Source organism: Tsukamurella sp. PLM1, from assembly GCF_023168325.1.
GTDB lineage: Bacteria > Actinomycetota > Actinomycetes > Mycobacteriales > Mycobacteriaceae > Tsukamurella.
Map to the genome: position 1 here is coordinate 2,390,736 of NZ_AP025688.1, position 24,102 is coordinate 2,414,837.

Genomic DNA, 24,102 nt, shown 5'->3' on the forward strand with positions numbered 1-24,102 from the left:
CCCAGACCAGCACCAGCCGGCCACCAGGGCGATAAGAATTACCGTGTCAGTGTTCCACCCAATAATATGAGCGACCGCCGAACCACGATCGGGCTCGATACGGCACTAAATGCTCCTTAGAAAGGAGGTGATCCAGCCGCACCTTCCGGTACGGCTACCTTGTTACGACTTCGTCCCAATCGCCAATCCCACCTTCGACAGCTCCCTCCCACAAGGGGTTAGGCCACCGGCTTCGGGTGTTACCGACTTTCATGACGTGACGGGCGGTGTGTACAAGGCCCGGGAACGTATTCACCGCAGCGTTGCTGATCTGCGATTACTAGCGACTCCGACTTCATGGGGTCGAGTTGCAGACCCCAATCCGAACTGAGACGCGCTTTAAGGGATTCGCTCCACCTCACGGTATCGCAGCCCTCTGTACGCGCCATTGTAGCATGTGTGAAGCCCTGGACATAAGGGGCATGATGACTTGACGTCATCCCCACCTTCCTCCGAGTTGACCCCGGCAGTCTCTCACGAGTCCCCACCATAACGTGCTGGCAACATGAGACAAGGGTTGCGCTCGTTGCGGGACTTAACCCAACATCTCACGACACGAGCTGACGACAGCCATGCACCACCTGTATAGAAGGCACAAGGCAAACCGAATCTCTCCGGCGATCCTCTATATGTCAAACCCAGGTAAGGTTCTTCGCGTTGCATCGAATTAATCCACATGCTCCGCCGCTTGTGCGGGCCCCCGTCAATTCCTTTGAGTTTTAGCCTTGCGGCCGTACTCCCCAGGCGGGGTACTTAATGCGTTAGCTACGGCACGGATCCCGTGGAAGGAAACCCACACCTAGTACCCACCGTTTACGGCGTGGACTACCAGGGTATCTAATCCTGTTCGCTACCCACGCTTTCGCTCCTCAGCGTCAGTTACTGCCCAGAGACCCGCCTTCGCCACCGGTGTTCCTCCTGATATCTGCGCATTCCACCGCTACACCAGGAATTCCAGTCTCCCCTACAGTACTCAAGTCTGCCCGTATCGCCTGCAGGCCCGAGGTTAAGCCTCGGGTTTTCACAGACGACGTGACAAACCGCCTACGAGCTCTTTACGCCCAGTAAATCCGGACAACGCTCGCACCCTACGTATTACCGCGGCTGCTGGCACGTAGTTGGCCGGTGCTTCTTCTGTAGGTACCGTCACTTGCGCTTCGTCCCTACTGAAAGAGGTTTACAACCCGAAGGCCGTCATCCCTCACGCGGCGTCGCTGCATCAGGCTTGCGCCCATTGTGCAATATTCCCCACTGCTGCCTCCCGTAGGAGTCTGGGCCGTGTCTCAGTCCCAGTGTGGCCGGTCGCCCTCTCAGGCCGGCTACCCGTCGTCGCCTTGGTAGGCCATTACCCCACCAACAAGCTGATAGGCCGCGGGCCCATCCTGTACCGCAAAAGCTTTCCACCAACCCCCATGCAGGAGAAGGTCATATCCGGTATTAGACCCAGTTTCCCAGGCTTATCCCGAAGTACAGGGCAGGTCACCCACGTGTTACTCACCCGTTCGCCACTCGTGTACCCCCGAAAGGGCCTTACCGTTCGACTTGCATGTGTTAAGCACGCCGCCAGCGTTCGTCCTGAGCCAGGATCAAACTCTCCATAAAAAACACTAGAAACACAAGGTTTCAGCATAATCCAGGAAATCCTGAACAAAACGAAACCACTGACAAAAATCAATGATTCCAGAAATACATCTCGCAAAGAAATAAACGAGAAAAGCCACAACACAAACAACCAAATAATGATTGTCCATGCGTGCCAAAAAATTTTGGCACTGACAATTTCATCGACACACTGTTGAGTTCTCAAAGAACACGCCAAACGCGGCCCGCACCACCACATCCCTAGCGGGCTGTATCGGTGGATTGGAAACCTTCGCAGGCAACCGTTCCAGGTTACATCTGACCGGCCGGCTTGTCAAAGCCTGGCCGCTCGGAGCAACCGTTCCAGCTTAGATCAGAGTCGGTCTCGGTGTCAAACCGGGGCCGGCTCCGGAATCGAAGCCCGTCTGCGTTTCACGTCCCTGACCTGGGCTTTTCGGCCCCGTCCTGGTCGGTGTCGCGCTGACTTCGAATAAGTTACGCACCGTGGAACGGAGAGGCAAATCCGCAGGTCACGGCGTAACTCGCTGTTAATATCCGCAGGTCAGAGGGCATGGCGGACGAGGCGCACCGTCGAAACCCGCGATTGTGACCTGCAGCACAAAGGCCGCCCCGCGCCTTGCGGCGGGACGGCCTCAGTGGTCATGACCAGCGGATATCAGGCGAAACGCGCCCCCGCGAACGATTTCTTGCCGCGGCGCAGCACCAGCCAGCGCCCGTGGAGCAGGTCCGCGCCGGCCGGCTCCCACTCCTCGGAGTCCACCTTCACGTTGTTCGCGTACGCGCCGCCCTCCTTCACGGCTCGGCGTGCGGCGCCCTTCGACTCGCAGAGGCCCGTGGCCACCAGCAGGTCGACGATCGTGCGCGGCTCCCCCGCTGCGATCGCGGCGACCGACGCCTCGGTCAGCGCCGCTGCCAGGGTGGACTCGGGCAGGTCCGCGAGGTCGCCCCGGCCGAACAGCGCCTGGGACGCCAGCTCGGCGGCGCGGGTGTGCTCCTCGCCGTGCACCAGCGTGGTCATCTCCGCGGCCAGGCGCTTCTGCGCCGCACGACGATGCGGGCCTCGACGGTCTCGCGCTCGAGCTCGGCGATCTCCTCGCGCGTGAGGAAGGTGAACCACCGCAGGTAGCGGATCACGTCGGCGTCCGCGGTGTTCACGAAGTACTGGTACCAGGCGTACGGGCTGGTCTGTTCCGGATCGAGCCACAGGGAGCCGCCGCCGGTGGACTTGCCGAACTTCGTGCCGTCCGACGAGGTCACCAGCTGCGTGGTCAGGGCGTGCACGTGCCGACCGTCGATCTTCCGGTTCAGGTCCACGCCGGAGACGATGTTGCCCCACTGGTCCGAGCCGCCGATCTGCAGTTCACAGCCGTACCGGCGCGACAGCTCCACGTAGTCGTACGCCTGGAGCAGCATGTAGCTGAACTCGGTGTAACTGATGCCGTCCGCCTCGAGGCGGCGCTTGACCGTGTCGCGCGCCAACATCACGTTGATGGAGAAGTGCTTGCCCACGTCGCGCAGGAAGGTGGGCACGTTCATCGAGCCGTGCCAGTCGAGGTTGTTGACCAGGATCGCGGCGTCGTCGCCCTCGAACGAGACGAAGCGCTGCAGCTGGGAGTCGATCTTGGCCGCCCACTCGGCGACCGTGTCCACGGAGTTCATGACGCGCTCCCCCACGTCGCGGGGATCGCCGACCTGCCCGGTGGCGCCGCCGCCGAGGACGATCGGCCGATGCCCCGCCTCCTGGAAGCGACGGAGCGTGAGCAGCTGGACGAGGTGACCGGCGTGCAGCGAGGAGGCGGTGGGGTCGAACCCCGCGTAGAGCGTGATCGGCCCGGCGGCGAGGCGCTCGCGCAGCGCCTCGATGTCGGTGGACTGCGCGATCAGGCCGCGCCAGGTCAGCTCTTCGAGAATGTCAGCACTCACCCGACCATTGTGACTGACGCGGCTCTACCTGCTCACCGATGGATCGCCCCGCAGCCACAACCGCCAGGGCTTGTCCTCGGCCCGGCTGATCCCGATCCGCGGGCCGGCCTCGACCGGGCCCCGCCGGGACGCGAGGTGCAGGCGCACCGTCGAACCCGGGTCCAGGAGGTCCGTCCCCTTGTCGGCCAGGGTGATCCCCAGTGCCTGGCCCAGCCGGCCGGGCCCGGCGGCGAGTCGTTCGTCGCGGTCGCGGCCGCCCCGGCGCTCGCGGACAAGGTCGATGCCGGAGGTGATCTCCGCGGCCCGCATGAGTACCCCGCCACCCGTACCGTCCGGACCGGCGGTGACGTTGATGCAGGTGTGGATGCCGTACGACAGGTAGACGTACAGGTGTCCGGGCGGACCGAACATCGGCTCGTTGCGCGGCGTCGGCCCTGGGTAGGTGTGCGCGGCCGGATCGGGCCACGGTCCGTCCTCGGGCGACCCGTAGGCCTCGACCTCGACGATCCGGGCGCGCACGGCGCCCACCTCGAGAGTGGAGCCCAGTACCAGCCGCGCCGCGCGCAGCGGGTGGTCAGCCAGCCGCGCGCGCCACGATGGCGTCATGCTCCTCGGCATCCACGTCGCGTGCCTCGCTGATCAGGAGCACGGGGAGCCCGTCCTCGATCGGGTAGGCGCGGCGCAGGCGCGGGTTGTAGAACAGCTCGTCCGGGACGTACAGCAGCGGGCCCTTGTCCTGCGGACAGGCGAGGATCTTCAGCAGCGTCGCGTCGATGGGCATGTGCGCAGCCTACCGCCCCGGCAGCCACACCGGCTTGATCGCGGTCCCCGCCTCCGCCGCCGCCCACGCCTCGTCGAAGTCGGTGAAGGTGGACACCAGGCGATCGACCGGCAGCCGCCCCTCCCGGACTGCGACCGCGAGCTCGGGCAGGAACTCCGACGGCTCGCTGTCGCCCTCGATCACGCCGATCAGGCGCAGTCCGCGGGTCATGATCAGCACGACGGGCAGGTCGGCCGACGGTGCTCCCAGGCCCACGACCGCGAGCGTGCCCTTGGGGCGGAGCACCTGCAGGCCCTGGTTCAGTACGTCGGTCCGCGCGGTGGTGTCGAGCGCCGCGTGCGCCCCGCCGCCCGTGACCTCGAGGATCCGCTGCACCGCCTGCGGTCCCGCCTCCACTGCGTGCGTCGCGCCGAGTTCCAGGGCGAGCGTGCGCCGGTCCTCCCGCGGGTCGACCGCGACGATCGTGGCGGCGCCGGAGAGCCGCGCACCCATGACCGCGGCGAGCCCCACCGCGCCCGTCCCGAAGACCACGACGGACTCGCCCCGCCCGACGTTCAACGCCCTGGTCACGGTGCCCACGCCGGTCTGGATGCTGCAGCCGAGCGGCGCGGCGAGCTCGAACGGCAGGTCGCCGATCGGGATCGCGTTCCGGTCGGTCGCGAGTGCGTATCCGGCGAAGCTGGACTGGCCGAAGAAGCCTCCGGTCACTGCCGTCTCCCCCGCCCGGATACCGGGCAGACCCAGATAGTTGCGCACGATCGCCTGCTCGCAGTACCCCGGCGTACCGTCGACGCAGAAGGCGCACGCGCCGCAGCTGTCGAAGGTCAGGCAGACGCGGTCGCCCACCCGCAGGCCGCTCACGTCGGGGCCCACGGCCTCCACGACTCCGGCGCCCTCGTGCCCCAGGATCACCGGCAGCCCCTGCTCGGGCCAGTTCCCGGCGAGCGTCAGGTCGGTGTGACACACCCCGACCGCGTGAATCCGCACGAGCACCGGTGCCCGATCGGGTCGGGGACCTCCACCTCGAGATCCGACGGTGCCGCACCCTGCTCCGCGACGACGTGCGCGATCGTGCGGGTCATGCCGTCGGCTCCGCGCACCCCGAGCCGGTGGAGCCGCCCTCCTCCCGTTCCAAATAGAAGTAGAAGTACGGCGCGCGCAGCTTCTTGCCGGTCATCACGCCCATGACGGTGTCGTCGTCGACCTTGACGAAGTGGTCGATCACCGGTTGTCCGTCGTAGACCATCGAGGCGGTGACCCGGCCCTCGAAGTCGATCAGCCGCAGGGTCGCCTCGCCCTTGCCCAGTTCGACGTTCGAGTACTTCGCGCCGTTCTCGTCGAGGCACACCAGAGGCTGCACGTCGACCGCGGAGCGGAAGCTCTTGCCATGCCAACGGGCCCGCCCCAGCGCGCCGTCCATCGGGTGGCCGAGGGTAGTTCACCGCCGCGCCAATCGCCGAACAGGAACTCGATCGTCACGGGCTCGAGCTGTGCGAACAGCGCCGCCAACTCGGTGGGGTCAGTGGGGCGCGGCTCGTCGATGAGCCCGCGGACGGTGCGCTCTGCGGTCATGCCCCGATGTTATCGGGTGTTCTCCGTATTGCGGGCTGGAATCGGAACAGGTTCCTGCGTCACGACGGTGGGGCTTGACGCCCCGACGCCACTGGATGCATAATTCACTAGACGATGAATTCATCGCCAAGTGAATTACCTGGAGGCATCATGACCAGCGCGATCTCCCTATCCGGACTCACGGTGGTCCGCGGGGGCAACACCGTGCTCGACCGCATCGACACCGAGATACCCCGGAGCGCCATCACCGGCCTGTTGGGCCCGTCCGGCTCCGGCAAGACCACCCTGATGCGGGTGATCGTCGGCGCGCAGCGCATCACCGGCGGCACGGCGACGGTGCTCGACCGTCCGGCCGGCAGCGCCGAGCTGCGCGCCCGCGTCGGATACACCACGCAGTCCCCCGCCGTGTACGGCGACCTCTCGGTGGAGCAGAACGTCGCGTACTTCGGCGCGCTGTACCCGGCGCGCCGCTCCACCGCGAAAGCCGATGTCGCGGAGGCGATCGCGGCGGTCGGGTTGGGCGCCTTCGCGGACCGCCGCGCCGACGCCCTGTCCGGCGGCCAGCGCTCGCGCGTCAGCATCGCGTGCGCGCTGGTGGCGCACCCGGAGCTGCTCATCCTCGACGAGCCCACGGTCGGACTCGATCCGCTGCTCCGCGCCGAACTGTGGGAACGGTTCGCCGCCATGGCCGCCGGCGGCACCACCCTGGTCGTCTCGAGTCACGTCATGGACGAGGCCGCGCACTGCGCGCGCCTCATCCTGCTCCGCGAGGGTCGGCTGGTCGCCGAGCTCGCACCGTCGGAACTGCTGACCCGCACCGGCGCACCCACCCTCGACGACGCGTTCCTCGCGCTCGTCCGCGAACAGGAGGCGACGGCATGAGCACCGTCCTCAACCCCACCATCACCGGCGCGACCACCGTGCGCGTCCTGCGTCAGTTGCGGGCCGACCCGCGCACCATCGCGATGATCGTCGTGGTCCCCACCCTGCTGCTGACGCTGATGTACTTCCTCTACGACGACGCGCCCGGCGGCCCGCAGCTGTTCGACCGCGTCGCGCTGGTGCTGCTCGGCGTCCTGCCGTTCGCGCTGATGTTCATCGTCACGTCGATCGCGATGCAGCGCGAGCGCGCGTCGGGCACGCTCGAGCGGCTCCTGACGACGCCACTCGCGAAGGCCGACCTGCTGTTCGGCTACGCGGCGGCCTTCTCCGCCGCGGCCACGGCGCAGGCGGTGGTCGCGACCACCGTCGCCGCGTACCTGTTGGGCATGGACACCGCCGGCAGCGTGTGGCTCGTGGTCCTCATCGCCGTCGTCGACGCCTGGCTCGGCGTCGCGCTGGGCCTGCTGTGCAGTGCGTTCGCCCGCACCGAGTTCCAGGCGGTGCAGTTCATGCCGGTCATCGTGGTGCCGCAGATCTTCCTGTGCGGCCTGCTGGTCCCGCACGACGCGATGCCGGGCTGGCTGCAGGCCATCGCCGACGTACTGCCGATGACCTACGCGGTGAAGGCGCTGCAGGAGGTGGGCGCCCACGCCGACGCCACCGGCACGATGTGGGCCTCGCTCGCGGTGGTCGTGGGCTTCGCGGTCGTCGGTCTCGCGCTGGCGGCGGCGACCCTGCCCCGCCGAGTGGCGTGACCCCGCGGCGCACCGGCCGCCGGTCCGGCAGCCCCGACACCCGCGCCGAGATCCTGGGAGCCGCGCGCGCCGCGTTCGCCCGCGGCGGTATGGCGGGCACGACGGTGCGGTCGATCGCCGACGCGGCCGGTGTGGATCCGGCCCTCGTGCACCACTACTTCGGGACCAAACAGCAGTTGTACCTGGCCGCGCTCGCGATCCCCGTCGACCCGGAGCTGGTACGCGCGCCGCTGCGCGAGGCCCCGCTCGAGGATGCCGGCCGGGCGTTGCTGACCGCCCTCCTCGGGCTCTGGGACGGGCCGCTGCGCGAGGTGGGCGTCGCGGTGATCCGCACCAACCTCGGGGAGGGTGACCCGGGGATCGTCCGCGGATTCCTGCTCGAGATCGCGCTCGCCGAGCTGATCGGCCGCATGGAGGCGGGCCCCGGCGACGGGTTACTCCGTGCGAATCTCATGGTGGCCCAGGTGTTCGGGCTCCTCGTCGCCCGCTACGTGGTGCGGTTCGAGCCCCTCGCCTCGCTCACTGTCGGCGAGGTGGTCGCCCTGGCCGCTCCCCCGCTGCAGCAGGTCATCACCGGCCCTCTGCGCGTGACGGATCCGAACATCCGCGGGGCCTCTACGTCTAGATTCGAGCCATGACCACCACCATCGCCGTCGTCACCGGGGCCGCGCGCGGCATCGGCCTGCGCTTCGCCCACCGCCTGGCCGACCAGGGCCACCGAGTGATCCTCACCGACATCGACGGTCCCGCCGCCGAACGGGCCGCCGCGGAGGTGGGGCGCGGCGCCGTCGGCCTCGCACAGGACGTCCGTGACCTGGAATCGCACCGCGCGGTCGCCGACCGGGCCCGGGAACTCGGCCGGCTCGCCGTCTGGGTGAACAACGCGGGCATCCTCATCGCCGGTGACGCGTGGACCCACGGCGACGACGAGATCGGGGCGATCCTCGACGTGAACCTGCGCGGCCCGATCGGCGGATCGGCTGCGGCCGTGAGCGCGATGGGGGCGCGGGGCGGCGCAATCCTCAACGTGGCGTCGATCTCCGCGCTCACGCCGGTCCCCGGGCTCGCGCTGTACGCCGCGACGAAGGCTGCGGTGCTGTCCTACACCACGTCGCTCCAGGGCGATCTCTCGCACGCGGGCCTGCCGATCCGGGCGCGGGCGCTGTGCCCCGACGTCGTCGGCACCGCGATGGTCACCGACCGCGAGAAGGACCCCGGCGCGGCCATGCTGTTCTCGGGCCCGAAGCCGCTCGACGCGGACACGGTGGCTGCCGCTGGGCTGAAACTCCTGGACTCCAGGCAGGTGTTCCGGGTGGTGCCGCGCTGGCGCGGAATCCTGTCCCGCTCGGTCGACGTCGCACCCGCGGTCGGTCTGCCGACGCTCGCGGCGATGCGCAGGATCGGAGACCTCCGGCAGCGCCGGGCCTGACTCCGCTACTGGGCGCCGGGCACTGCCTCGGCCCAGGCCCGCAGCGGCGGGACCGCGACAGTCACGGATTCCAGCTGGCGTTCGACGGCCGACGGGGCCGTGCCGCCCCGGGCGCTGCGGGAGGCGACGGAGCCGCGCACCGTCAGGACCTCGCGGACCTGCGGGGTGAGCGCCGGGTGGACCACCGCGAACTCCGCGTCGGTGAGGCCGTCGAGGCCCACCCCGCGGGACTCGGCGGCGCGGACGCACTCGCCCGCGGCCTCGTGCGCGATCCGGAACGGCACGCCCTGGCGCACCATCCACTCGGCGACGTCCGTCGCCAGCGTGAAGCCGGCCGGGGCCAGCGCACCCATCCGCTGCGGATGGAACGTGAGGGTGGCCGTGAGCCCGGCGACGGCCGGGAGCAGCAGCCGCAGTTGCTCCACCGAATCGAAGACCGGTTCCTTGTCCTCCTGCAGATCGCGGTTGTAGGCGAGCGGCTGCGCCTTCAGCGTCGCCAGCAGGCCCGACAGGTTGCCGATGAGCCTGCCCGCCTTGCCGCGGGAGAGCTCCGCGACGTCGGGGTTCTTCTTCTGCGGCATGATCGAGCTGCCCGTGGACCACGCGTCGGCGAGGGTCACGTAGCCGAACTCGGCCGTGCTCCACAGGATCACGTCCTCGGACCAGCGCGACAGGTCCACGGCGATCTGCGCGAGAACGTACGCGGCCTCGGCCGCGAAGTCGCGCGACGCCGTGGCGTCGAGGCTGTTGTCCGCCGCGGAATCGAACCCGAGGTCCGCCGCGATGGCATCGGGGTCGAGGCCGAGCGAGGAGCCGGCCAGCGCGCCGGAACCGTACGGCGAGACGGCGATCCGCTTGTCCAGGTCCTGCAGCCGCTGCACGTCCCGCAGCAGCGGATGCGTGTACGCCAGCAGGTGGTGCGACAGCAGGATCGGCTGCGCCGCCTGCAGGTGCGTCTTGCCCGGCAGGATCGTATCGGGATTCGCCTGCGCCTGCGCGACGAAGGCGTCCACCACGTCGAGCACGCCGACCGCCACCAGCCGCACCGCGTCCCGCAGCCACATCCGGAACAGCGTGGCCACCTGGTCGTTCCGCGACCGGCCCGCGCGCAGCCGGCCGCCCACCTCGGGGCCCGCGCGCTCGATGAGGCCGCGCTCCAGCGCGCCGTGCACGTCCTCGTCGGACTCGGCCGGCTGGAAGGCCCCGGAGGCCACGTCGTCCCCGAGCCGGGTGAGCGCCGCGAGCATGGCCTCGAGGTCCTCGTCGGACAGCAGCCCCGCGCGGTTGAGCACGCGGGCGTGCGCCTTCGACGCGCGCACGTCGTACGGGGCGAGCGCCCAGTCGAAGTGCGTGGACTTGCTCAGCGCGGCCATCGCCTCGGCGGGGCCGGACGCGAACCGTCCGCCCCAGAGGCTGCCCTCGTTAGTGCCGTGCTTCGTAGCCGGCTCGCCGGCGTGCTTCGTGGCCGGCTCGCCGGCGTGCTTCGTGGCCGGCTCGCCGGCGTGCTTCTCGGCGTTCTCGCTCAACGGATCTCCTAGTCGGTGCCGAGGTCGAACGCGGCGTGGTTGCCCACCTCGTCGAAGTTCGACGGGGTCTTCTCGCCGCCCGCGACGATGGCGTCGGCGCCGCCCTGCTCCAGCTCGCCGACCAGAGCCGCGGTCTCGCCCGCGACGATGCCCTGGACCGCGTACTGCTCGAGCCGCGAGCGCGAGTCCGCGATGTCGAGGTTGCGCATGGTGAGCTGGCCGATCCGCTCGTCGGGGCCGAAGGCGGCGTCGCCGACGCGCTCCATCGAGAGCTTCTCGGGGTGGTAGCTCAGGTTGGGGCCCGTGGTGTCGATGATCGAGTAGTCGTCGCCCCGGCGCAGGCGCAGGGTCACGGAGCCCGTGACGGCGGACGCGACCCAGCGGATGATGGCCTCGCGCTGCATGAGCGACTGCGGGTCCAGCCAACGGCCCTCGTACATCAGGCGGCCCAGGCGGCGGCCCTCGTTGTGGTACGTCGCGATGGTGTCCTCGTTGTGGATCGCGTTCACCAGGCGCTCGTAGGTGGCGTGCAGCAGCGCCATGCCGGGCGCCTCGTAGATGCCGCGCGACTTGGCCTCGATGATGCGGTTCTCGATCTGGTCGGAGATGCCCAGGCCGTGGCGGCCGCCGATGCGGTTCGCCTCGCGGACCAGCTCGACCGGGTCGGAGTACTCGACGCCGTTGATCGCGACCGGCACGCCGGCCTCGAAGGTGACGGTGACGTCCTCGGTGGCGATCTCGACCGACTCGTCCCACGGGGCGACGCCCATGATCGGGTCGACGATGACGACGCCCGTGTTGAGGTACTCCAGATCCTTGGCCTCGTGCGTGGCGCCCCAGATGTTGGCGTCGGTGGAATAGGCCTTCTCGGTGGAGTCGCGGTACGGGAAGCCGTGCGCGACGAGCCACTCGCTCATCTCCTTGCGGCCACCGAGCTCGGTCACGAACTGCGAGTCCAGCCACGGCTTGTAGATGCGCAGCGCCGGGTTGGCCATGAGGCCGTAGCGGTAGAACCGCTCGATGTCGTTGCCCTTGTAGGTGGAGCCGTCGCCCCAAATGTCGACGCCGTCCTCCTTCATGGCCCGCACCAGCATGGTGCCGGTCACGACGCGGCCGATCGGGGTGGTGTTGAAGTAGGTCTTGCCGCCCGAGCGGATGTGGAACGCGCCGGTCTGCAGGGCGGCGATGCCCTCCTGCACCAGCAGCGGCTGCACGTCCACCAGGCGCGCGATCTCGGCGCCGTACTCCTTGGCGCGGCCGGGCACCGCGTCGATGTCGGGCTCGTCCGGCTGGCCGATGTTCGCGGTGTACGTGCAGGGCACGGCGCCCTTGTCGCGCATCCAGGCGACGGCCACGGAGGTGTCGAGGCCGCCGGAGAAGGCGATGCCGACGCGCTCGCCGATGGGCAGGGTGGAGAGGACCTTGGACATGGTCGATAAGCCTATCTGGTGGTGAGTGGGCGGATTCAGGCGAGCGCCACGAGGCGCTCGGCGAGGTCTTTGCCGGTCAGGGGCTCGCGCGCGACGACGAGGACGGTGTCGTCGCCGGCGACGGTGCCGACGACCTCGGGCAGCGAGGACCGGTCGAGCGCACTCGCCAGAAAATTCGCCGCGCCCGGCGGGGTGCGCAGGACGCAGATGTTGCCGCTGTGGTCGGTGGAGACCAGCAGTTCGCCCAGGAGGCGGGAGAGGCGCTCGGTGCCGCCGGAGACGCCCTTCACGGGCGAACCGTCCTCGGGAACGACGTACACGCCGGCGCCGCCGTCTGCGCCGCGCAGCTTCACCGCCCCCAGCTCGTCGAGGTCGCGCGAGATGGTCGCCTGCGTGGCCTCGTAGCCGCCGCGCACGAGCAGCGCCTGCAGCTCGGCCTGGCTGCGCACCTGGTGGTTCGCCAGGATCTCGACGATGGCCGCCTGCCGCCCGGCGCGGGTGGCGAGCGGCTGCTCGCTCACGCCCGGACCCCGGTCACGAGTGCTCCAGCAGCCAGGTGAGCAGCGCCTTCTGCGCGTGCAGGCGGTTCTCGGCTTCGTCGAACACGGCGGACTGCGGCCCGTCGATCACCTCGTCAGTGATCTCGTCCCCACGGTGCGCGGGCAGGCAGTGCAGCACGATCGCGTCCGGATCCGCGTGGGCGAGCAGCTCGGCGTTGATCTGGTACGACCGGAACGGCGCGTTGCGGTCGACGCCGTCGCCCTCCTGCCCCATCGACACCCAGGTGTCGGTCACGACCACGTCGACGCCCGCGACCGCGAGCACCGGGTCGGAGATGATGCTCACCTCGGCGCCGGTCTCCTTCGCCCGGGCCCGGGCCGCCTCCACGAACTTCTCGTCCGGCTGGAAGCCCGACGGTGCGCTGATGGTCACGTCGATCCCGGCCGTGGCGCAGCCGAGCATGTAGCTATGGGCCATGTTGTTGGCGCCGTCGCCGAGGTAGGTGAGCTTGAGGCCGGCGACGGAACCGGTGCCCTCGGCGCCCTTGCGCTCGGCGATGGTCTGCAGGTCGGCGAGGATCTGGCAGGGATGGAAGTCGTCGGAGAGGGCGTTGACGACGGGCACCGTCGAGTAGCGCGCCAGCTCCTCGAGGCCGTCCTGGGAGTACGTCCGCCAGACGATGGCGTCGACGAACCGCGACAGCACGCGGGCGGTGTCGGCGAGGGACTCGTCGCGGCCCATCTGGGTGGACTTGGTGTCCACGACGACGGCGTGGCCGCCGAGCTGCGCGATGCCGACGTCGAAGCTGAACCGGGTACGGGTGGAGTTCTTGTCGAAGAGCACCGCCACGCCCCTCGGCCCTCCAGCGGGCGCCGCGAGAACGGTGCCGCCTTCACCTCCGCGGCGAGCGCGAGCACCTCGCGCTGTTCGGCCGGGCTGAGGTCGTCGTCGCGGAGGAAGTGGCGGGTCATGAATGCTCCTGGGCTGAGTCGAGCAGTGCGGGCAGGGCGGTGAGGAAGCGGTCGGCCTGCTCGTCGGTGAGGACGAGGGGCGGGGCCGGCGGACCACGTCGGGCTGGGCGGCGTTGAGCAGGAAGCCCGCGTCGCGGGCGTGCGTCTCGATCGTCTTGGCGACGGGCTGCGCGAGCGTGATGCCCAGCAGCAGACCGGAACCGCGGACGCCGGTCACCAGCGGGTGCCCCAGCCCCTCGATCGCCGCGCTGATGCTCTTGCCCAGCGCGTCCGCCCGCTCGGCGAGGCCGTCCGCCTCGATCACGTCGAGTACCGCGTTCGCCGCCGCCGCCGCGATCGGGTTGCCGCCGAAGGTGGTGCCGTGCTGGCCGGGCGTGAGCAACTCGCCGGCGGCGCCGACGGCCACCGTCGCGCCGATGGGCAAGCCGCCGCCGAGTCCCTTGGCGAGCGTGAAGACGTCGGGCGTGACGCCCGCCCGCTGGTACGCGAAGAGCGTTCCGGTGCGGGCGATCCCGGTCTGCACCTCGTCGAGGACGAGGAGCGCGCCGGCCTCGGTCGCGGCGGCGCGGGCCTCCGCGAGGTAACCCGCGGGCGGGACGACGACGCCGCCCTCCCCCATGATCGGCTCGAGGAAAACGGCCGCCACCGCGCCGCTTCCGCCGGAGACGGCGGCGCGCAGGGCCGCGGCGTCGCCGTAGGGCACGTGCGTCACCGACTCGATGAGGGGCGCGAAGGGCTCGCGCTTGGCGGGCTGGCCGGTCAGCGCCAGGGAGCCCATGGTGCGGCCGTGGAAGGCGCCGTCGGCGGCGACCATCGCGGTGCGGCCGGTGCGCCGGCCGATCTTGATGGCGGCCTCGTTGGCCTCGGCGCCGGAGTTGCTGAAGAAGACCCGCGTGCCGGGCACGCCGACGGCCTCGGTGAGCCGCTCGGCGAGGCGCACGACGGGCTCGCTGATGTACAGGTTCGAGACGTGACCCAGCGTCGAGACCTGTAGCGTCACGGCCTCGACGATCTTCGGGTGCGCGTGCCCGAGTGCGTTGACGGCGATGCCTCCGAGTAGGTCGACGTACTCCTTGCCGTCGGCGTCGGTCACGGTCGCGCCGCGGCCGGAGACGAGCGCGATCGGCGGCGTCCCGTAGGTGTCCATCAGCGCGGCGTTCCACCGCGACTGCATTGCTTCGTTCGTCATGTGTGTCAGATCCAGGTCTGTGAAGAGGTTTTCGGCGGGGTCACCATGGTGCCGATGCCCTTGCTCGTGAACAGTTCGAGAAGCACGGAGTGCGGCACCCGCCCGTCGATGACGTGCGCGGTGGGGACGCCCCGTGCACGGCTCGCAGGCACGCCTCCATCTTGGGGACCATGCCGGAGTCGAGGCTCGGGAGCAGTGCGGTCAGCGCATCCGTGTCGATCTCCGATGTGAGCGAGGAGCGGTCCGGCCAGTTCGTGTACAGGCCCTCGACGTCGGTGAGCACCACTAGCTTCTCGGCCCCGAGCGCCTCCGCGAGTGCGGCCGCGGCGGTGTCGGCGTTGATGTTGTGCACCACCCCGTCCGCGTCCGGCGCGATCGTCGAGATCACCGGGATGCGGCCGGCCGCGATGAGGTCGTTGACCGCCTCCGGGCTCACCGCGGTCACGTCGCCGACGAGCCCGATGTCGGTCGGCGCACCGTCGACCACGACCTGCCGCCGCGTGGCGGTGAACAGGTGCGCGTCCTCGCCGGACATGCCGACGGCGAAGGGCCCGTAGGAGTTGATCAGTCCCACCAGCTCGCGCCCGACCTGGCCGAACAGGACCATCCGCACGACGTCCATCACCTCGGGCGTGGTCACGCGGAAGCCGCCGCGGAACTCGCCCTCCATCCCGAGCCGCTTGAGCATGGCGGTGATCTGCGGGCCGCCGCCGTGCACCACGACGGGGTGCAGGCCGCAGGTCCGCAGGAACACCATGTCCTGGGCGAACGAGCGCTTGAGCTCGTCGTCGATCATGGCGTTGCCGCCGTACTTGACCACGACGGTCTTGCCGTGGAAGTCCAGCAGCCAGGGCAGTGCCTCGGCGAGCACGCCGGCCTTGTCGAGCGGCGTGAGATCGGGTGCGCTCATGAGGAGTACGCCGAGTTCTCTTCGACGTACGCGTGCGAGAGATCCGTGGTGCGGATCGTCGCGGTGCCGCGCCCGAGGCCCAGGTCGACGGTGACGTCGATCTCGGGTCCGGAGAGATCCACTTCGCGCGCCCCGGGACGCCGCAACCGTTCTCGGCGATCGGCTGCCCGTTGAAGGAGACGGTCAGTTTGTCGTGGACCAGCTCGATCGGGGCGATGCCGATCGCGGCCATGACGCGGCCCCAGTTGGGGTCGCTGCCGAAGAGCGCGGTCTTGACCAGGCTGTCGCGGGCGATGGCGCGGGCGCCCACGAGGGCCTCCTCCTCGGAGGCGGCGCCGGTCACGGTGATGAGGATCCGCTTGGTGACACCCTCGGCGTCGCCCTGCAGCTGGCCGGCGAGGTCGTCGCAGACCGCGCGCACGGCGGCGTTGAGTTCCTCCTGCGTGCAGGTCTTCTCGCTGGCGCCGCTGCTGAGCAGGAGCACGGTGTCGTTGGTCGACGTGGCGCCGTCCACGTCGAGCCGGTCGAAGGTGTAGCCCGTGGCGTACCGCAGGGCCTCGTCGAGCTGCTCCGGGGTGGCGTGCACGTCGGTGGTGAGGACCACGAGCATCGTCGCGAGCGAGGGCGCCATCATGCCGGCGCCCTTGGCCATGCCGCCGACGTTCCAGCCGCCGGAGTGATGCAGCGCGGTCTCCTTGGGCACGGTGTCCGTGGTCATGATGGCGTGCGCGGCGTCGGTGCCGCCGGTGAGGCCGCCACCCATCTCGTGCACGATCTCGGTGACGCCGGCCAGCAGCTTGTCCATCGGCAGGCGGTCGCCGATGAGGCCGGTGGAGCACACGGCGACCTCTCCGGCGCCGGTCTCGGTCCCCCAGTGGCTCAGGGTCTCCGCGACCTTCTCCGCCGTGGCGTGGGTGTCCTGGAAGCCGCCGGGCCCGGTGCAGGCGTTCGCGCCGCCCGAGTTGAGGATCACCGCGCGCAGGTGGCCGTCCTTGATCACCTGCTCGCTCCAGAGCACGGGCGCGGCCTTGACCTTGTTGCGGGTGAAGACGCCGGCCGCCGCGTAGTGCGGCCCCTCGTTGAAGACCAGTGCCAGGTCCGGCTTTCCGGAGGCCTTGATCCCCGCCGCGATGCCCGCGGCCTTGAACCCCAGGGGCGCCGTGACGCCCTGGTTGCGAACGAGTTTGAAGGTCACGGTGCGACTCCTACGGTGGACAGGCCGGCGGTCTCGGGCCAGCCGAGCGCGAGGTTCATGGACTGGACGGCGGCCCCGCCGGTGCCCTTGGTGAGGTTGTCGATCGCGGCGGTCGCGATGAGGCGCCCGGCGCGCTCGTCGACGGTCACCTGCACGTGCACGGCGTTGCTACCGAGCACCGACTTGGTCTGCGGCTGAGCGCCTTCGGGGAGCAGGTGCACGAACGGCTCGTCCTTGTACGCCTGCTCGTACACGTCCCGGGCCTGGGCGGCGGTCACCGTCGTCGGGGCGGAGACGGTGGCGAGGATGCCCCGGGCCATGGGCACGAGGATGGGCGTGAACGACACGGCGACCGGGGAATCCGCCGCATCCGAGAGGTTCTGGGTGATCTCCGGGGTGTGCCGGTGGGTGGTCACGCCGTAGGCGCGGGCCGAGCCTATCGCCTCGGAGGCGAGCAGGTCGGTCCGCAGGGACTTGCCCGCGCCGGACGTGCCGCTCACGGCGACGACGGTGACCTCGGGCGCCACGATGCCGGCCGCGACGGCGGGCAGGAAGGCGAGGGTCGACACCGTCGGGTAGCAGCCCGGGACTGCGATGCGGGACGCGCCGGCGAGCACGTCCCGGTTGCCCGGAAGCTCGGGCAGGCCGTAGGGCCGGGTGCCGGCGTGGGCGCTGCCGTAGTAGTGCTCCCACTCGGCGGCGTCCTTGAGCCGGTAGTCGGCGCCGCAGTCGATGATGAGGGTCGACGGGGGCAGCGCCTCGGCGATCTCGGCCGACTTGCCGTGCGGCAGGCCGAGGAAGACGACGTCGTGGCCGCGCAGTGTCTCCGGGGTCGTCTCCTGCAGGACGCGGTCGGCGAGGGGCAGCAGGTGCGGGTGGTGCTCGAACAGCGTGCTGCCGGCGTTGCCGCCGGCGGTCAGCGCGCCGATGGTCAGCTCACCGGACAGGTACTGCGGGTGGCCGAGCAGCAGCCGGAGGATCTCTCCCCCGGCGTAGCCGCTCGCGCCCGCGATCGCCACGGAAACAGTCATGCAATGATTATGCACCACCATGCAAGCCTATTCACAACGGATCCGGAGAACGCACGCCACGAACACCCACAGGTTCCGCCCAGCCGCTCATCAGGAGTCGTCGGCACCCTGGGTAGCAGTAACGAACAGCACCCAGCGCCCGAAAGAGTTGGTATGCGCAACGACATTCCGGCGTCGAACCCCGACGCCCTCACTCAACCACTGACCCTGCCGCGCCGCGAGCGGGATCCGGGGCACCGTCAACCGCGTCCTGGACGGCTTCGCGCCGCGCGTGGAGAACCGTGCCATGCTGGTGAAAATGGGTCACGGCCGCCCCAGCCTCGTGGGCGATCACCGGCGCGGCAACCACATCACCCAGGCCTTCCACCTGGGCTGAGGCCTCGGAAGCCCACGGTGTGCCGGTACTCGCCGCGGGGCAGGCACGCGGAGGCGATCTGCGCGCGGGCCTGCTCGATGACGGGCGTACCCGGGTCGAGCACCGAGAGGTACTGGCGGTGCTCGGCGAGCGATTCCACGGCGCGCTCGGTGAACCCGGTGACGTCGACGATGTACTCGGGCTCGGGCGCCGTCTGATAGGCCGTGACGCCCGCCGCCGCGGCAGCCTGGGCGACCGCCCGGGTGAACTCCATGTGATCGCTCTGGTTCGGCGCGCCGGGCGCCCACTCCGGGCCGCCCCACAGCGTGATCACGATGTCGGGCTCGTACCGGGCGATGGACTTGCGGATCGACTCCCGCAGCTCCGGCGTGTTCGTCACCCGCGAGTCCGGGTAGCCCCAGAACCGCACCTCGTCGACCCCGACGACGGCGGCGGACCGGCGTTGCTCCTCCTCGCGCACCGGCCCCGCGGTACCGGGCGTCATGCCCTCGATACCCTCCTCGCCGGAGGTCGCGAGGCCGTAGGCCACCGTCTTGCCCTGGGAGGTCCAGCGGGCGACGGCCGCCGCCATCCCGTACTCAGGATCGTCCGGGTGCGCCACCAGGACGAGCGCCGTGGTCCAGTCCTCGGGGAAGATCTGCGGCTCGCTCACGGGCTCCACGCTAGAGGCCGGGAGCGGTCAGCGCAGCAACTCGACCGACACGCCGTCGGCGAACCGGTAGGGCTGCGCCGCGATCACCCCCGACAGCACGCGCCGCAGCCGCGAGATCTCCGCCCGCACCGTGACCACCCGACCGGGATCCCGAACAGCGCCTCGGCGAGCTGCGCGGCCGTCCGGCCGGCACCGTCGGCGAGGAGCTCGAGGATCTGCGCGTGCCGGGGCGAGGGCTGGTACCGCCACGCTCCCCCGCCGCCCGCGACCGCGACCTCGGGCGCGCGGCCGGGACGCAGGTCGAGCGTGACCCGGGTGATCGCGTCGGGCCCGTCGCCCGGGTCGGGCTGGAGCAGCCAGCCGCCGGGCAGCGGGTCGACGGTGCACAGCCCCAGTTCGGGGAGCCGGACCGACGGGCCCGCCAGGTCCGCAGGCAGCGCGACGCGCGAGCGCGGCGGCAGGTCGCCGACGGCGGCCACCCAGCCGTTGGTATCGACCGCGAGACCCGGGCGGCCGAGGCCCGCGAGCATGGGCGCCGCGACGGACCGCAGCCGCTCCAGCCCGGCGAGGTGCACCTCGCGCAGCCGCGCCTCGGCGAGCTTGGCGACGGTGGAGACCAGCGCCAGCGTCGTGGGGTGGACCGTCGCAGCGGGGCCGGAGACGTCGACGACGCCCAGGATGCGGCCGGTGTGCACGTCGCGGATCGGCGCACCGGCGCAGGTCCACGCGTGATGACTACGGGCGAAGTGCTCGGCCGAGAAGATCTGTACGGGCGTGCGGGACGCGATCGCCGTGCCGATGGCGTTGGTCCCCACCTGGTCCTCGGCCCAGCCCGCGCCCTCGATGAAGCCGAGCCGGTCCGCGTGCGCGAGGACGCGGGGCGAACCGGAGCGCCACAGGACGCGGCCGAACCGGTCGGCCACCACCAGGATGTTGTCGCCGTCGGCGGTGAGCGGCGCGAGGCCCGCGGTCAGCTCCTCGAGTACGAAGCCGAGCCCGGACTCCTGGCGGCCGAGCTCGACGTCGATCCACCCGAGCGCGGGCCCGGCGTCGGCGTCGGGCGCCAGCCCCGCGGCCCGGACCCGCTCCCACGAGTCGCCGATCACGCCCCGCGGCCGGGCCGGCGGGCGGGAGCCGCTCATGGTCGCGTCGTACACCTCGGACAGCAGTCGCGCGTAGCGTCGCGGGTCCTCGCCCGCCGACATCGCAGGTTCGCTCACGCCCGTCCCCTTTCCCTGCGCGGTCAGCGGTAGACGAGGCCGCCGTCGATGAGCACGGCCTGCCCAGTCATGTAGTCCGAATCGGGCGAGGCCAGGTGCGAGACGAAGGCGGCGACATCCTCCGGGGTCTGCGCGCGGCCCAGCGCGATGCCGCCGACGAACTGGTCGTAGGTCGCGCCGACCTCGGCGCCGGTCAGCTCGGCGAAGCGGCGGTCGATCTCGACCCACATGTCCGTACCCACCACGCCCGGGCAGTAGGCGTTGACGGTGATGCCGTGCGTCGCGTACTCCTTCGCGGCCGCCTGGGTGAAGCCGCGCACCGCGAACTTGGTGGCGCTGTACGCACCGAGCATGGCGAAGCCCTCGTGACCGGCGATCGACGCGGCGTTGACGATCTTGCCGCGCACGCCGCGCTCGATGAACGACGCCGCCGCGGCCTGGATGCCCCAGAGCACGCCGTCGACGTTGACCGAGAACAGCCGCCGCATTTCCTCGGGGGTGACGTCCGCGACGGGCCCGACCAGCGCCACGCCGGCGTTGTTGACCATCACATCGAGGCCACCCAACGCCTCGACGGTGGCGGCGACGACACCGAACACCGCGTCGCGGTCGGAGACGTCGGCGGTGAGCGCGACGGCGCGACGCCCCGTCGCCCGGACCTCCTCCGCGACGGCCTCGACACCGTCGGCGGTGAGGTCGACCAGGGCCAGGTCGAAGCCGTCCGCGGCGAGTCGTCGTGCGATGCCCGCGCCGATCCCTCGTCCCGCTCCCGTCACCAATGCGATGCGTGCCATCCTGTGTCCCTTCGTCGACGCGGTCACATCCGTTCTATGTGACCCGGAACACACTCGACCAAGGTTGCGAGGGGTTGCGAGCCCGAGACGGCTCAACGCAGGGTCTCGACCACCACGGCGTCGGCGAAGCGATAGGGCTGCGCGGCGATGAGCCCGGAGAGCACCCGGCGCAGCCGCGAGATCTCGGCGCGCACGGTGACCACGCGGGCGGGGTCGCCGAACAGCGACTGCGCGACCTGCGCGGCGGTGTGCCCGCGACCGTCGGCGAACAACTCGAGGATCTGGGCGTGCCGGGGTGTCAACTGGTGCCGCCACTCCCCCGTGGCACCGGCGACGGTGACCGACGGCGCCTTCCCGGCACGCAGGTCGAGAGTGACCCGGGTGGCGCCCTCCCGGGCCTCGTCGGCGACGGGACGCAACAACCACCCGCCGGGCAGCGGTTCGACGGCGCACTGCCCCAGCTCCGGGAGCCACAGGTGCGCCGAGTCCACCGCGGTCGGCAGGGTCACCCGGGTGCACGGCGCGAGCTGACAGACGGCCGCGACCCAGCCGTGCGAGTCCACCACGAGGCCCGGGCCGCCGAGCCCCGCGAGCAACGGGGCTGCGACGGTGCGCAGTTGGTCGAGCCCGGCCAGGTGGGCCTCGCGCAGGGTCGCCTCCGCGAGGCCCGCGACGGCCGCAACCAGCGCGAGCGTCGTGGGGTGCACCGTGGACGCGGGTCCGCTGAGGTCGACGACGCCGAGCACGCGCCCCGTCCGACGGTCTCGGATCGGTGCGGCAGAGCAGGTCCACGGGTGCTGATTGCGGGCGAAGTGCTCCGCCGAGAACGTCTGCACGGCCGCCCGCGACGCCAGCGCCGTACCGATGGCGTTGGTACCCACGTCGCTCTCCGACCAGGCCGCTCCCTCGACGAAGCCGAGCCGGTCCGCCTCGCGCAGCACGCGCGGCGAGCCGCTGCGCCACAGCAGCCGACCCTCGGCGTCGGACACGACCATGATGCTCGCCCCGGCATCGGTGATGGGCGCGAGGCCCGCGGTGAAGTCGTCGATGAGACCGGCGAGACCGGATTCGCGGCGCAGGCGGGTCAGATCGGCGGAGTGGATCGCGGGCCCGGCCCCTGAATCGGGGCGCAGGCCTGCGGCGATGACCCGCTCCCAGGAGTCACCGATCACCTCACGCGGGCGCGCCGGCGGCCGCTCCCCGGCCATCGTCGCGTCGTACACCTCGGCCAGCAGGCGCGCATAGGTCCGGGGATCCTCTCCGTGCGCCACCGCCGGCTCCACTGCGTGTGCCACTCCTCGATTCTGCATCGCAGCCGTTCGCAGCAGGCGCGATCGACCAGAACCGTGCAACGGGACGCAACCCTTGTAACCCCCATCACACCAGGAGTGTGATTCACACCACAGCACTGATCGAACGTGAAGGAGTACGACATGACCGCGATCGCGGAATCCGCTCAGGACGTCGCAACCGGCCCTCAGGGACGGGTGGACGCCTGGCTCGCGAAGTTCGAGGACGCGCTGGTCGCCCGCGACGTCACCGCAGTGACCGAGCTGTTCGAGCCCGGAGGCTTCTGGCGTGACCTGGTGTCGTTCACCTGGAACCTACACACCAGCGAGGGCCGCGACCAGATCGCGGCGATGCTCACCGAGCGGCTCGCAGACACGGCCCCGAACGGTTTCGCGACCACCGACCCCGCGTCGGGCGACGAGGTGGCAGAGGCCTTCATCGGCTTCGAGACGGGTGTGGGCCGCGGGAAGGGCCACGTCCGTATCCGGCGCGGCGAGGACGGTGTCGATCGGGCCTGGACGCTCCTGACGACGCTCCGTGAGCTGAAGGGCCACGAGGAGTCGTTCGGCGTGCGCCGACCGATGGGCGCCGTGCACGGCGCGCACGTCGAGGCCCCCACCTGGGCCGAGCGCCGCGAGCGGGAGGAGGCCGAGCTGGGGCGCTCGGTCCAACCTGACACCCTCGTGATCGGCGGCGGCCAGGGCGGCATCGCCCTGGGCGCACGGTTGCGGCAGCTCGGCGTGCCCGCCCTGGTGGTCGACAAGTACGACCGCCCGGGCGATCAGTGGCGCGGCCGCTACAAGTCGCTCTGCCTGCACGACCCCGTCTGGTACGACCACCTGCCGTACCTGCCCTTCCCCGCCAACTGGCCCGTCTTCGCCCCCAAGGACAAGATCGGCGACTGGCTCGAGATGTACACCCGCGTCATGGAGGTGCCGTACTGGTCGCGCACCGAGGCGCTGTCCGCGTCGTACGACGAGGCGAAGGGCGAATGGACCGTCGAGGTGAACAAGGACGGCGAGCACCTGACCCTGCATCCCAAGCAGCTCGTGCTCGCGACGGGCATGTCCGGCAAGCCCAACATCCCGGACTTCCCCGGCATGGACGTCTTCCAAGGCGAGCAGCACCACTCCAGCAAGCACCCCGGCCCCGACGCCTACGCCGGCAAGAGGGTCGTGGTGATCGGCGCGAACAACTCGGCGCTCGACATCAGCAAGGCCCTCATCGAGGCCGGCGCCGAGGTCACGATGGTGCAGCGCAGTTCGACGCACATCATCAAGTCCGAGTCGCTCATGGAGCACGGCCTGGGCGACCTGTACAGCGAGCGCGCCCTGGCCGCCGGTGTGACCACGGACAAGGCCGACATGATCTTCGCGTCGCTGCCGTACAAGATCATGAACGAGTTCCAGAAGCCGATCTACGACAAGGTCCGCGAGATCGACGCCGACTTCTACGCCGGGCTGGAGAAGGCCGGATACGACCTGGACTTCGGCGACGACGATTCGGGCCTGTTCATGAAGTACCTGCGCCGCGGCTCGGGCTACTACATCGACGTCGGCGCCGCCGGCCTGATCATCGACGGCTCGATCACGCTCGCCAAGGGGCAGGTCGACCACCTGACCGAGAACAGCGTGGTGCTGAAGAACGGCCAGGAACTGCCCGCGGACCTCGTCGTGTACGCCACGGGGTACGGCTCGATGAACGGCTGGGCCGCCGACCTCATGGATCAGGAGACCGCCGACAAGCTGGGCAAGTGCTGGGGTCTCGGCTCCGCGACCACCAAGGACCCCGGCCCGTGGGAGGGCGAGCAGCGCAACATGTGGAAGCCCACCCAGGTCCCCGGCCTGTGGATGATGGGCGGCAACCTGCACCAGTCGCGGCACTACTCGCTCTACCTGGCGCTCCAGCTCAAGGCCCGGTACGAGGGCATCGACACACCGGTCTACAAGCTGGCGGAGGTGCACCACACCAGCTAGCGACGAAAGACTCCGGCCCCGACGGCTGCACCTCGAGTGCGCCGCCGGGGCCGGCTCC

The 24,102-nt window shown here is 70.3% G+C and carries 17 protein-coding genes, 1 rRNA gene and 6 pseudogenes; 5 read left to right on the forward strand and 19 right to left on the reverse strand.

Annotated elements, in window-relative coordinates; genetic code table 11:
- Positions 1–120: 120 nt before the first annotated feature.
- The 7 genes and pseudogenes from MTP03_RS12380 to MTP03_RS12405 form a co-directional block, all read right to left on the reverse strand.
- Positions 121–1,641, reverse strand: a 16S ribosomal RNA gene (locus MTP03_RS12380).
- A gap of 655 nt (positions 1,642–2,296) precedes the next feature.
- Positions 2,297–3,564, reverse strand: a pseudogene (tyrS, locus tag MTP03_RS12385) (tyrosine--tRNA ligase).
- A gap of 24 nt (positions 3,565–3,588) precedes the next feature.
- Complete coding sequence (locus MTP03_RS12390) at positions 3,589–4,170, reverse strand: DNA-3-methyladenine glycosylase (RefSeq protein ID WP_248488568.1); 582 nt, start codon at positions 4,168–4,170, stop codon at positions 3,589–3,591.
- Positions 4,139–4,345: a Trm112 family protein gene (locus tag MTP03_RS12395; RefSeq protein WP_248488569.1), complete on the reverse strand. Its 207-nt coding sequence runs from the start codon at positions 4,343–4,345 to the stop codon at positions 4,139–4,141. The genes MTP03_RS12390 and MTP03_RS12395 overlap by 32 nt, the downstream gene beginning before the upstream one ends.
- 9 nt (positions 4,346–4,354) lie before the next feature.
- Positions 4,355–5,311 (reverse strand): zinc-binding dehydrogenase, encoded by a 957-nt coding sequence (locus MTP03_RS12400; protein ID WP_371820748.1) that lies wholly within the window; start codon positions 5,309–5,311, stop codon positions 4,355–4,357.
- Positions 5,293–5,427, reverse strand: a complete 135-nt coding sequence (locus tag MTP03_RS23770) for a hypothetical protein (RefSeq protein WP_371820749.1) — start codon at positions 5,425–5,427, stop codon at positions 5,293–5,295. Before MTP03_RS23770 ends, MTP03_RS12400 begins: the two co-directional genes overlap by 19 nt.
- A pseudogene (locus MTP03_RS12405) lies at positions 5,424–5,917 on the reverse strand (DUF4334 domain-containing protein). The gene MTP03_RS23770 and the pseudogene MTP03_RS12405 overlap by 4 nt, the downstream one beginning before the upstream one ends.
- 150 nt (positions 5,918–6,067) lie before the next feature.
- Between MTP03_RS12405 and MTP03_RS12410 the strand changes: the two are divergent.
- From MTP03_RS12410 to MTP03_RS12425, 4 genes are read left to right on the forward strand one after another with little or no spacing between them, the layout of a single operon-like run.
- A complete protein-coding gene (locus MTP03_RS12410; RefSeq protein ID WP_248488570.1) occupies positions 6,068–6,799 on the forward strand; it encodes an ABC transporter ATP-binding protein in 732 nt (243 codons plus the stop codon).
- Complete coding sequence (locus MTP03_RS12415) at positions 6,796–7,554, forward strand: ABC transporter permease (RefSeq protein ID WP_248488571.1); 759 nt, start codon at positions 6,796–6,798, stop codon at positions 7,552–7,554. The genes MTP03_RS12410 and MTP03_RS12415 overlap by 4 nt, the downstream gene beginning before the upstream one ends.
- Entirely contained in the window at positions 7,551–8,192 is a 642-nt protein-coding gene (locus tag MTP03_RS12420; RefSeq protein ID WP_248488572.1) for a TetR family transcriptional regulator, read from the forward strand. Before MTP03_RS12415 ends, MTP03_RS12420 begins: the two co-directional genes overlap by 4 nt.
- Positions 8,189–8,983 (forward strand): SDR family oxidoreductase, encoded by a 795-nt coding sequence (locus tag MTP03_RS12425; protein ID WP_248488573.1) that lies wholly within the window; start codon positions 8,189–8,191, stop codon positions 8,981–8,983. The genes MTP03_RS12420 and MTP03_RS12425 overlap by 4 nt, the downstream gene beginning before the upstream one ends.
- 5 nt (positions 8,984–8,988) lie before the next feature.
- Here MTP03_RS12425 and argH read toward each other — a convergent pair whose 3' ends face one another.
- The 12 genes and pseudogenes from argH to MTP03_RS12485 form a co-directional block, all read right to left on the reverse strand.
- A complete protein-coding gene (argH, locus tag MTP03_RS12430) occupies positions 8,989–10,509 on the reverse strand; it encodes an argininosuccinate lyase (RefSeq protein WP_248488574.1) in 1,521 nt (506 codons plus the stop codon).
- 8 nt (positions 10,510–10,517) lie between these two features.
- Positions 10,518–11,939: an argininosuccinate synthase gene (gene argG / locus MTP03_RS12435; protein WP_248488575.1), complete on the reverse strand. Its 1,422-nt coding sequence runs from the start codon at positions 11,937–11,939 to the stop codon at positions 10,518–10,520.
- Positions 11,940–11,974: 35 nt separating this feature from the next.
- A complete protein-coding gene (locus MTP03_RS12440) occupies positions 11,975–12,460 on the reverse strand; it encodes an arginine repressor (protein ID WP_248488576.1) in 486 nt (161 codons plus the stop codon).
- A 13-nt stretch (positions 12,461–12,473) separates the two neighbouring features.
- Positions 12,474–13,411 (reverse strand): annotated as a pseudogene (gene argF / locus MTP03_RS12445) (ornithine carbamoyltransferase).
- A pseudogene (locus MTP03_RS12450) lies at positions 13,408–14,600 on the reverse strand (acetylornithine transaminase). Before MTP03_RS12450 ends, argF begins: the two co-directional pseudogenes overlap by 4 nt.
- Before the next feature lie 5 nt (positions 14,601–14,605).
- Positions 14,606–15,510: pseudogene (gene argB / locus MTP03_RS12455) on the reverse strand (acetylglutamate kinase).
- Positions 15,507–16,705, reverse strand: a pseudogene (gene argJ / locus MTP03_RS12460) (bifunctional glutamate N-acetyltransferase/amino-acid acetyltransferase ArgJ). The pseudogenes argB and argJ overlap by 4 nt, the downstream one beginning before the upstream one ends.
- Complete coding sequence (gene argC / locus MTP03_RS12465; RefSeq protein WP_248488577.1) at positions 16,702–17,736, reverse strand: N-acetyl-gamma-glutamyl-phosphate reductase; 1,035 nt, start codon at positions 17,734–17,736, stop codon at positions 16,702–16,704. Before argC ends, argJ begins: the two are co-directional and overlap by 4 nt.
- 350 nt (positions 17,737–18,086) lie before the next feature.
- Positions 18,087–18,764, reverse strand: a complete 678-nt coding sequence (locus MTP03_RS12470) for a PIG-L deacetylase family protein (RefSeq protein WP_248488578.1) — start codon at positions 18,762–18,764, stop codon at positions 18,087–18,089.
- Positions 18,765–18,847: 83 nt separating this feature from the next.
- Positions 18,848–19,984, reverse strand: coding sequence for a GAF domain-containing protein (locus MTP03_RS12475; RefSeq protein WP_371820750.1), 1,137 nt, complete (start codon positions 19,982–19,984; stop codon positions 18,848–18,850).
- A 23-nt stretch (positions 19,985–20,007) separates the two neighbouring features.
- On the reverse strand, positions 20,008–20,778 hold the full coding sequence (locus MTP03_RS12480) for an acetoin reductase (RefSeq protein WP_248488579.1): 771 nt from the start codon (positions 20,776–20,778) through the stop codon (positions 20,008–20,010).
- Positions 20,779–20,870: 92 nt separating this feature from the next.
- Positions 20,871–22,073, reverse strand: coding sequence for a helix-turn-helix domain-containing protein (locus MTP03_RS12485; RefSeq protein WP_248488580.1), 1,203 nt, complete (start codon positions 22,071–22,073; stop codon positions 20,871–20,873).
- 138 nt (positions 22,074–22,211) lie between these two features.
- Between MTP03_RS12485 and MTP03_RS12490 the strand changes: the two genes are divergently transcribed.
- The gene (locus MTP03_RS12490; protein WP_248488581.1) at positions 22,212–24,044 is read left to right on the forward strand and encodes an NAD(P)/FAD-dependent oxidoreductase; all 1,833 of its coding nucleotides are present in this window, start codon (positions 22,212–22,214) and stop codon (positions 24,042–24,044) included.
- Positions 24,045–24,102: the final 58 nt, after the last annotated feature.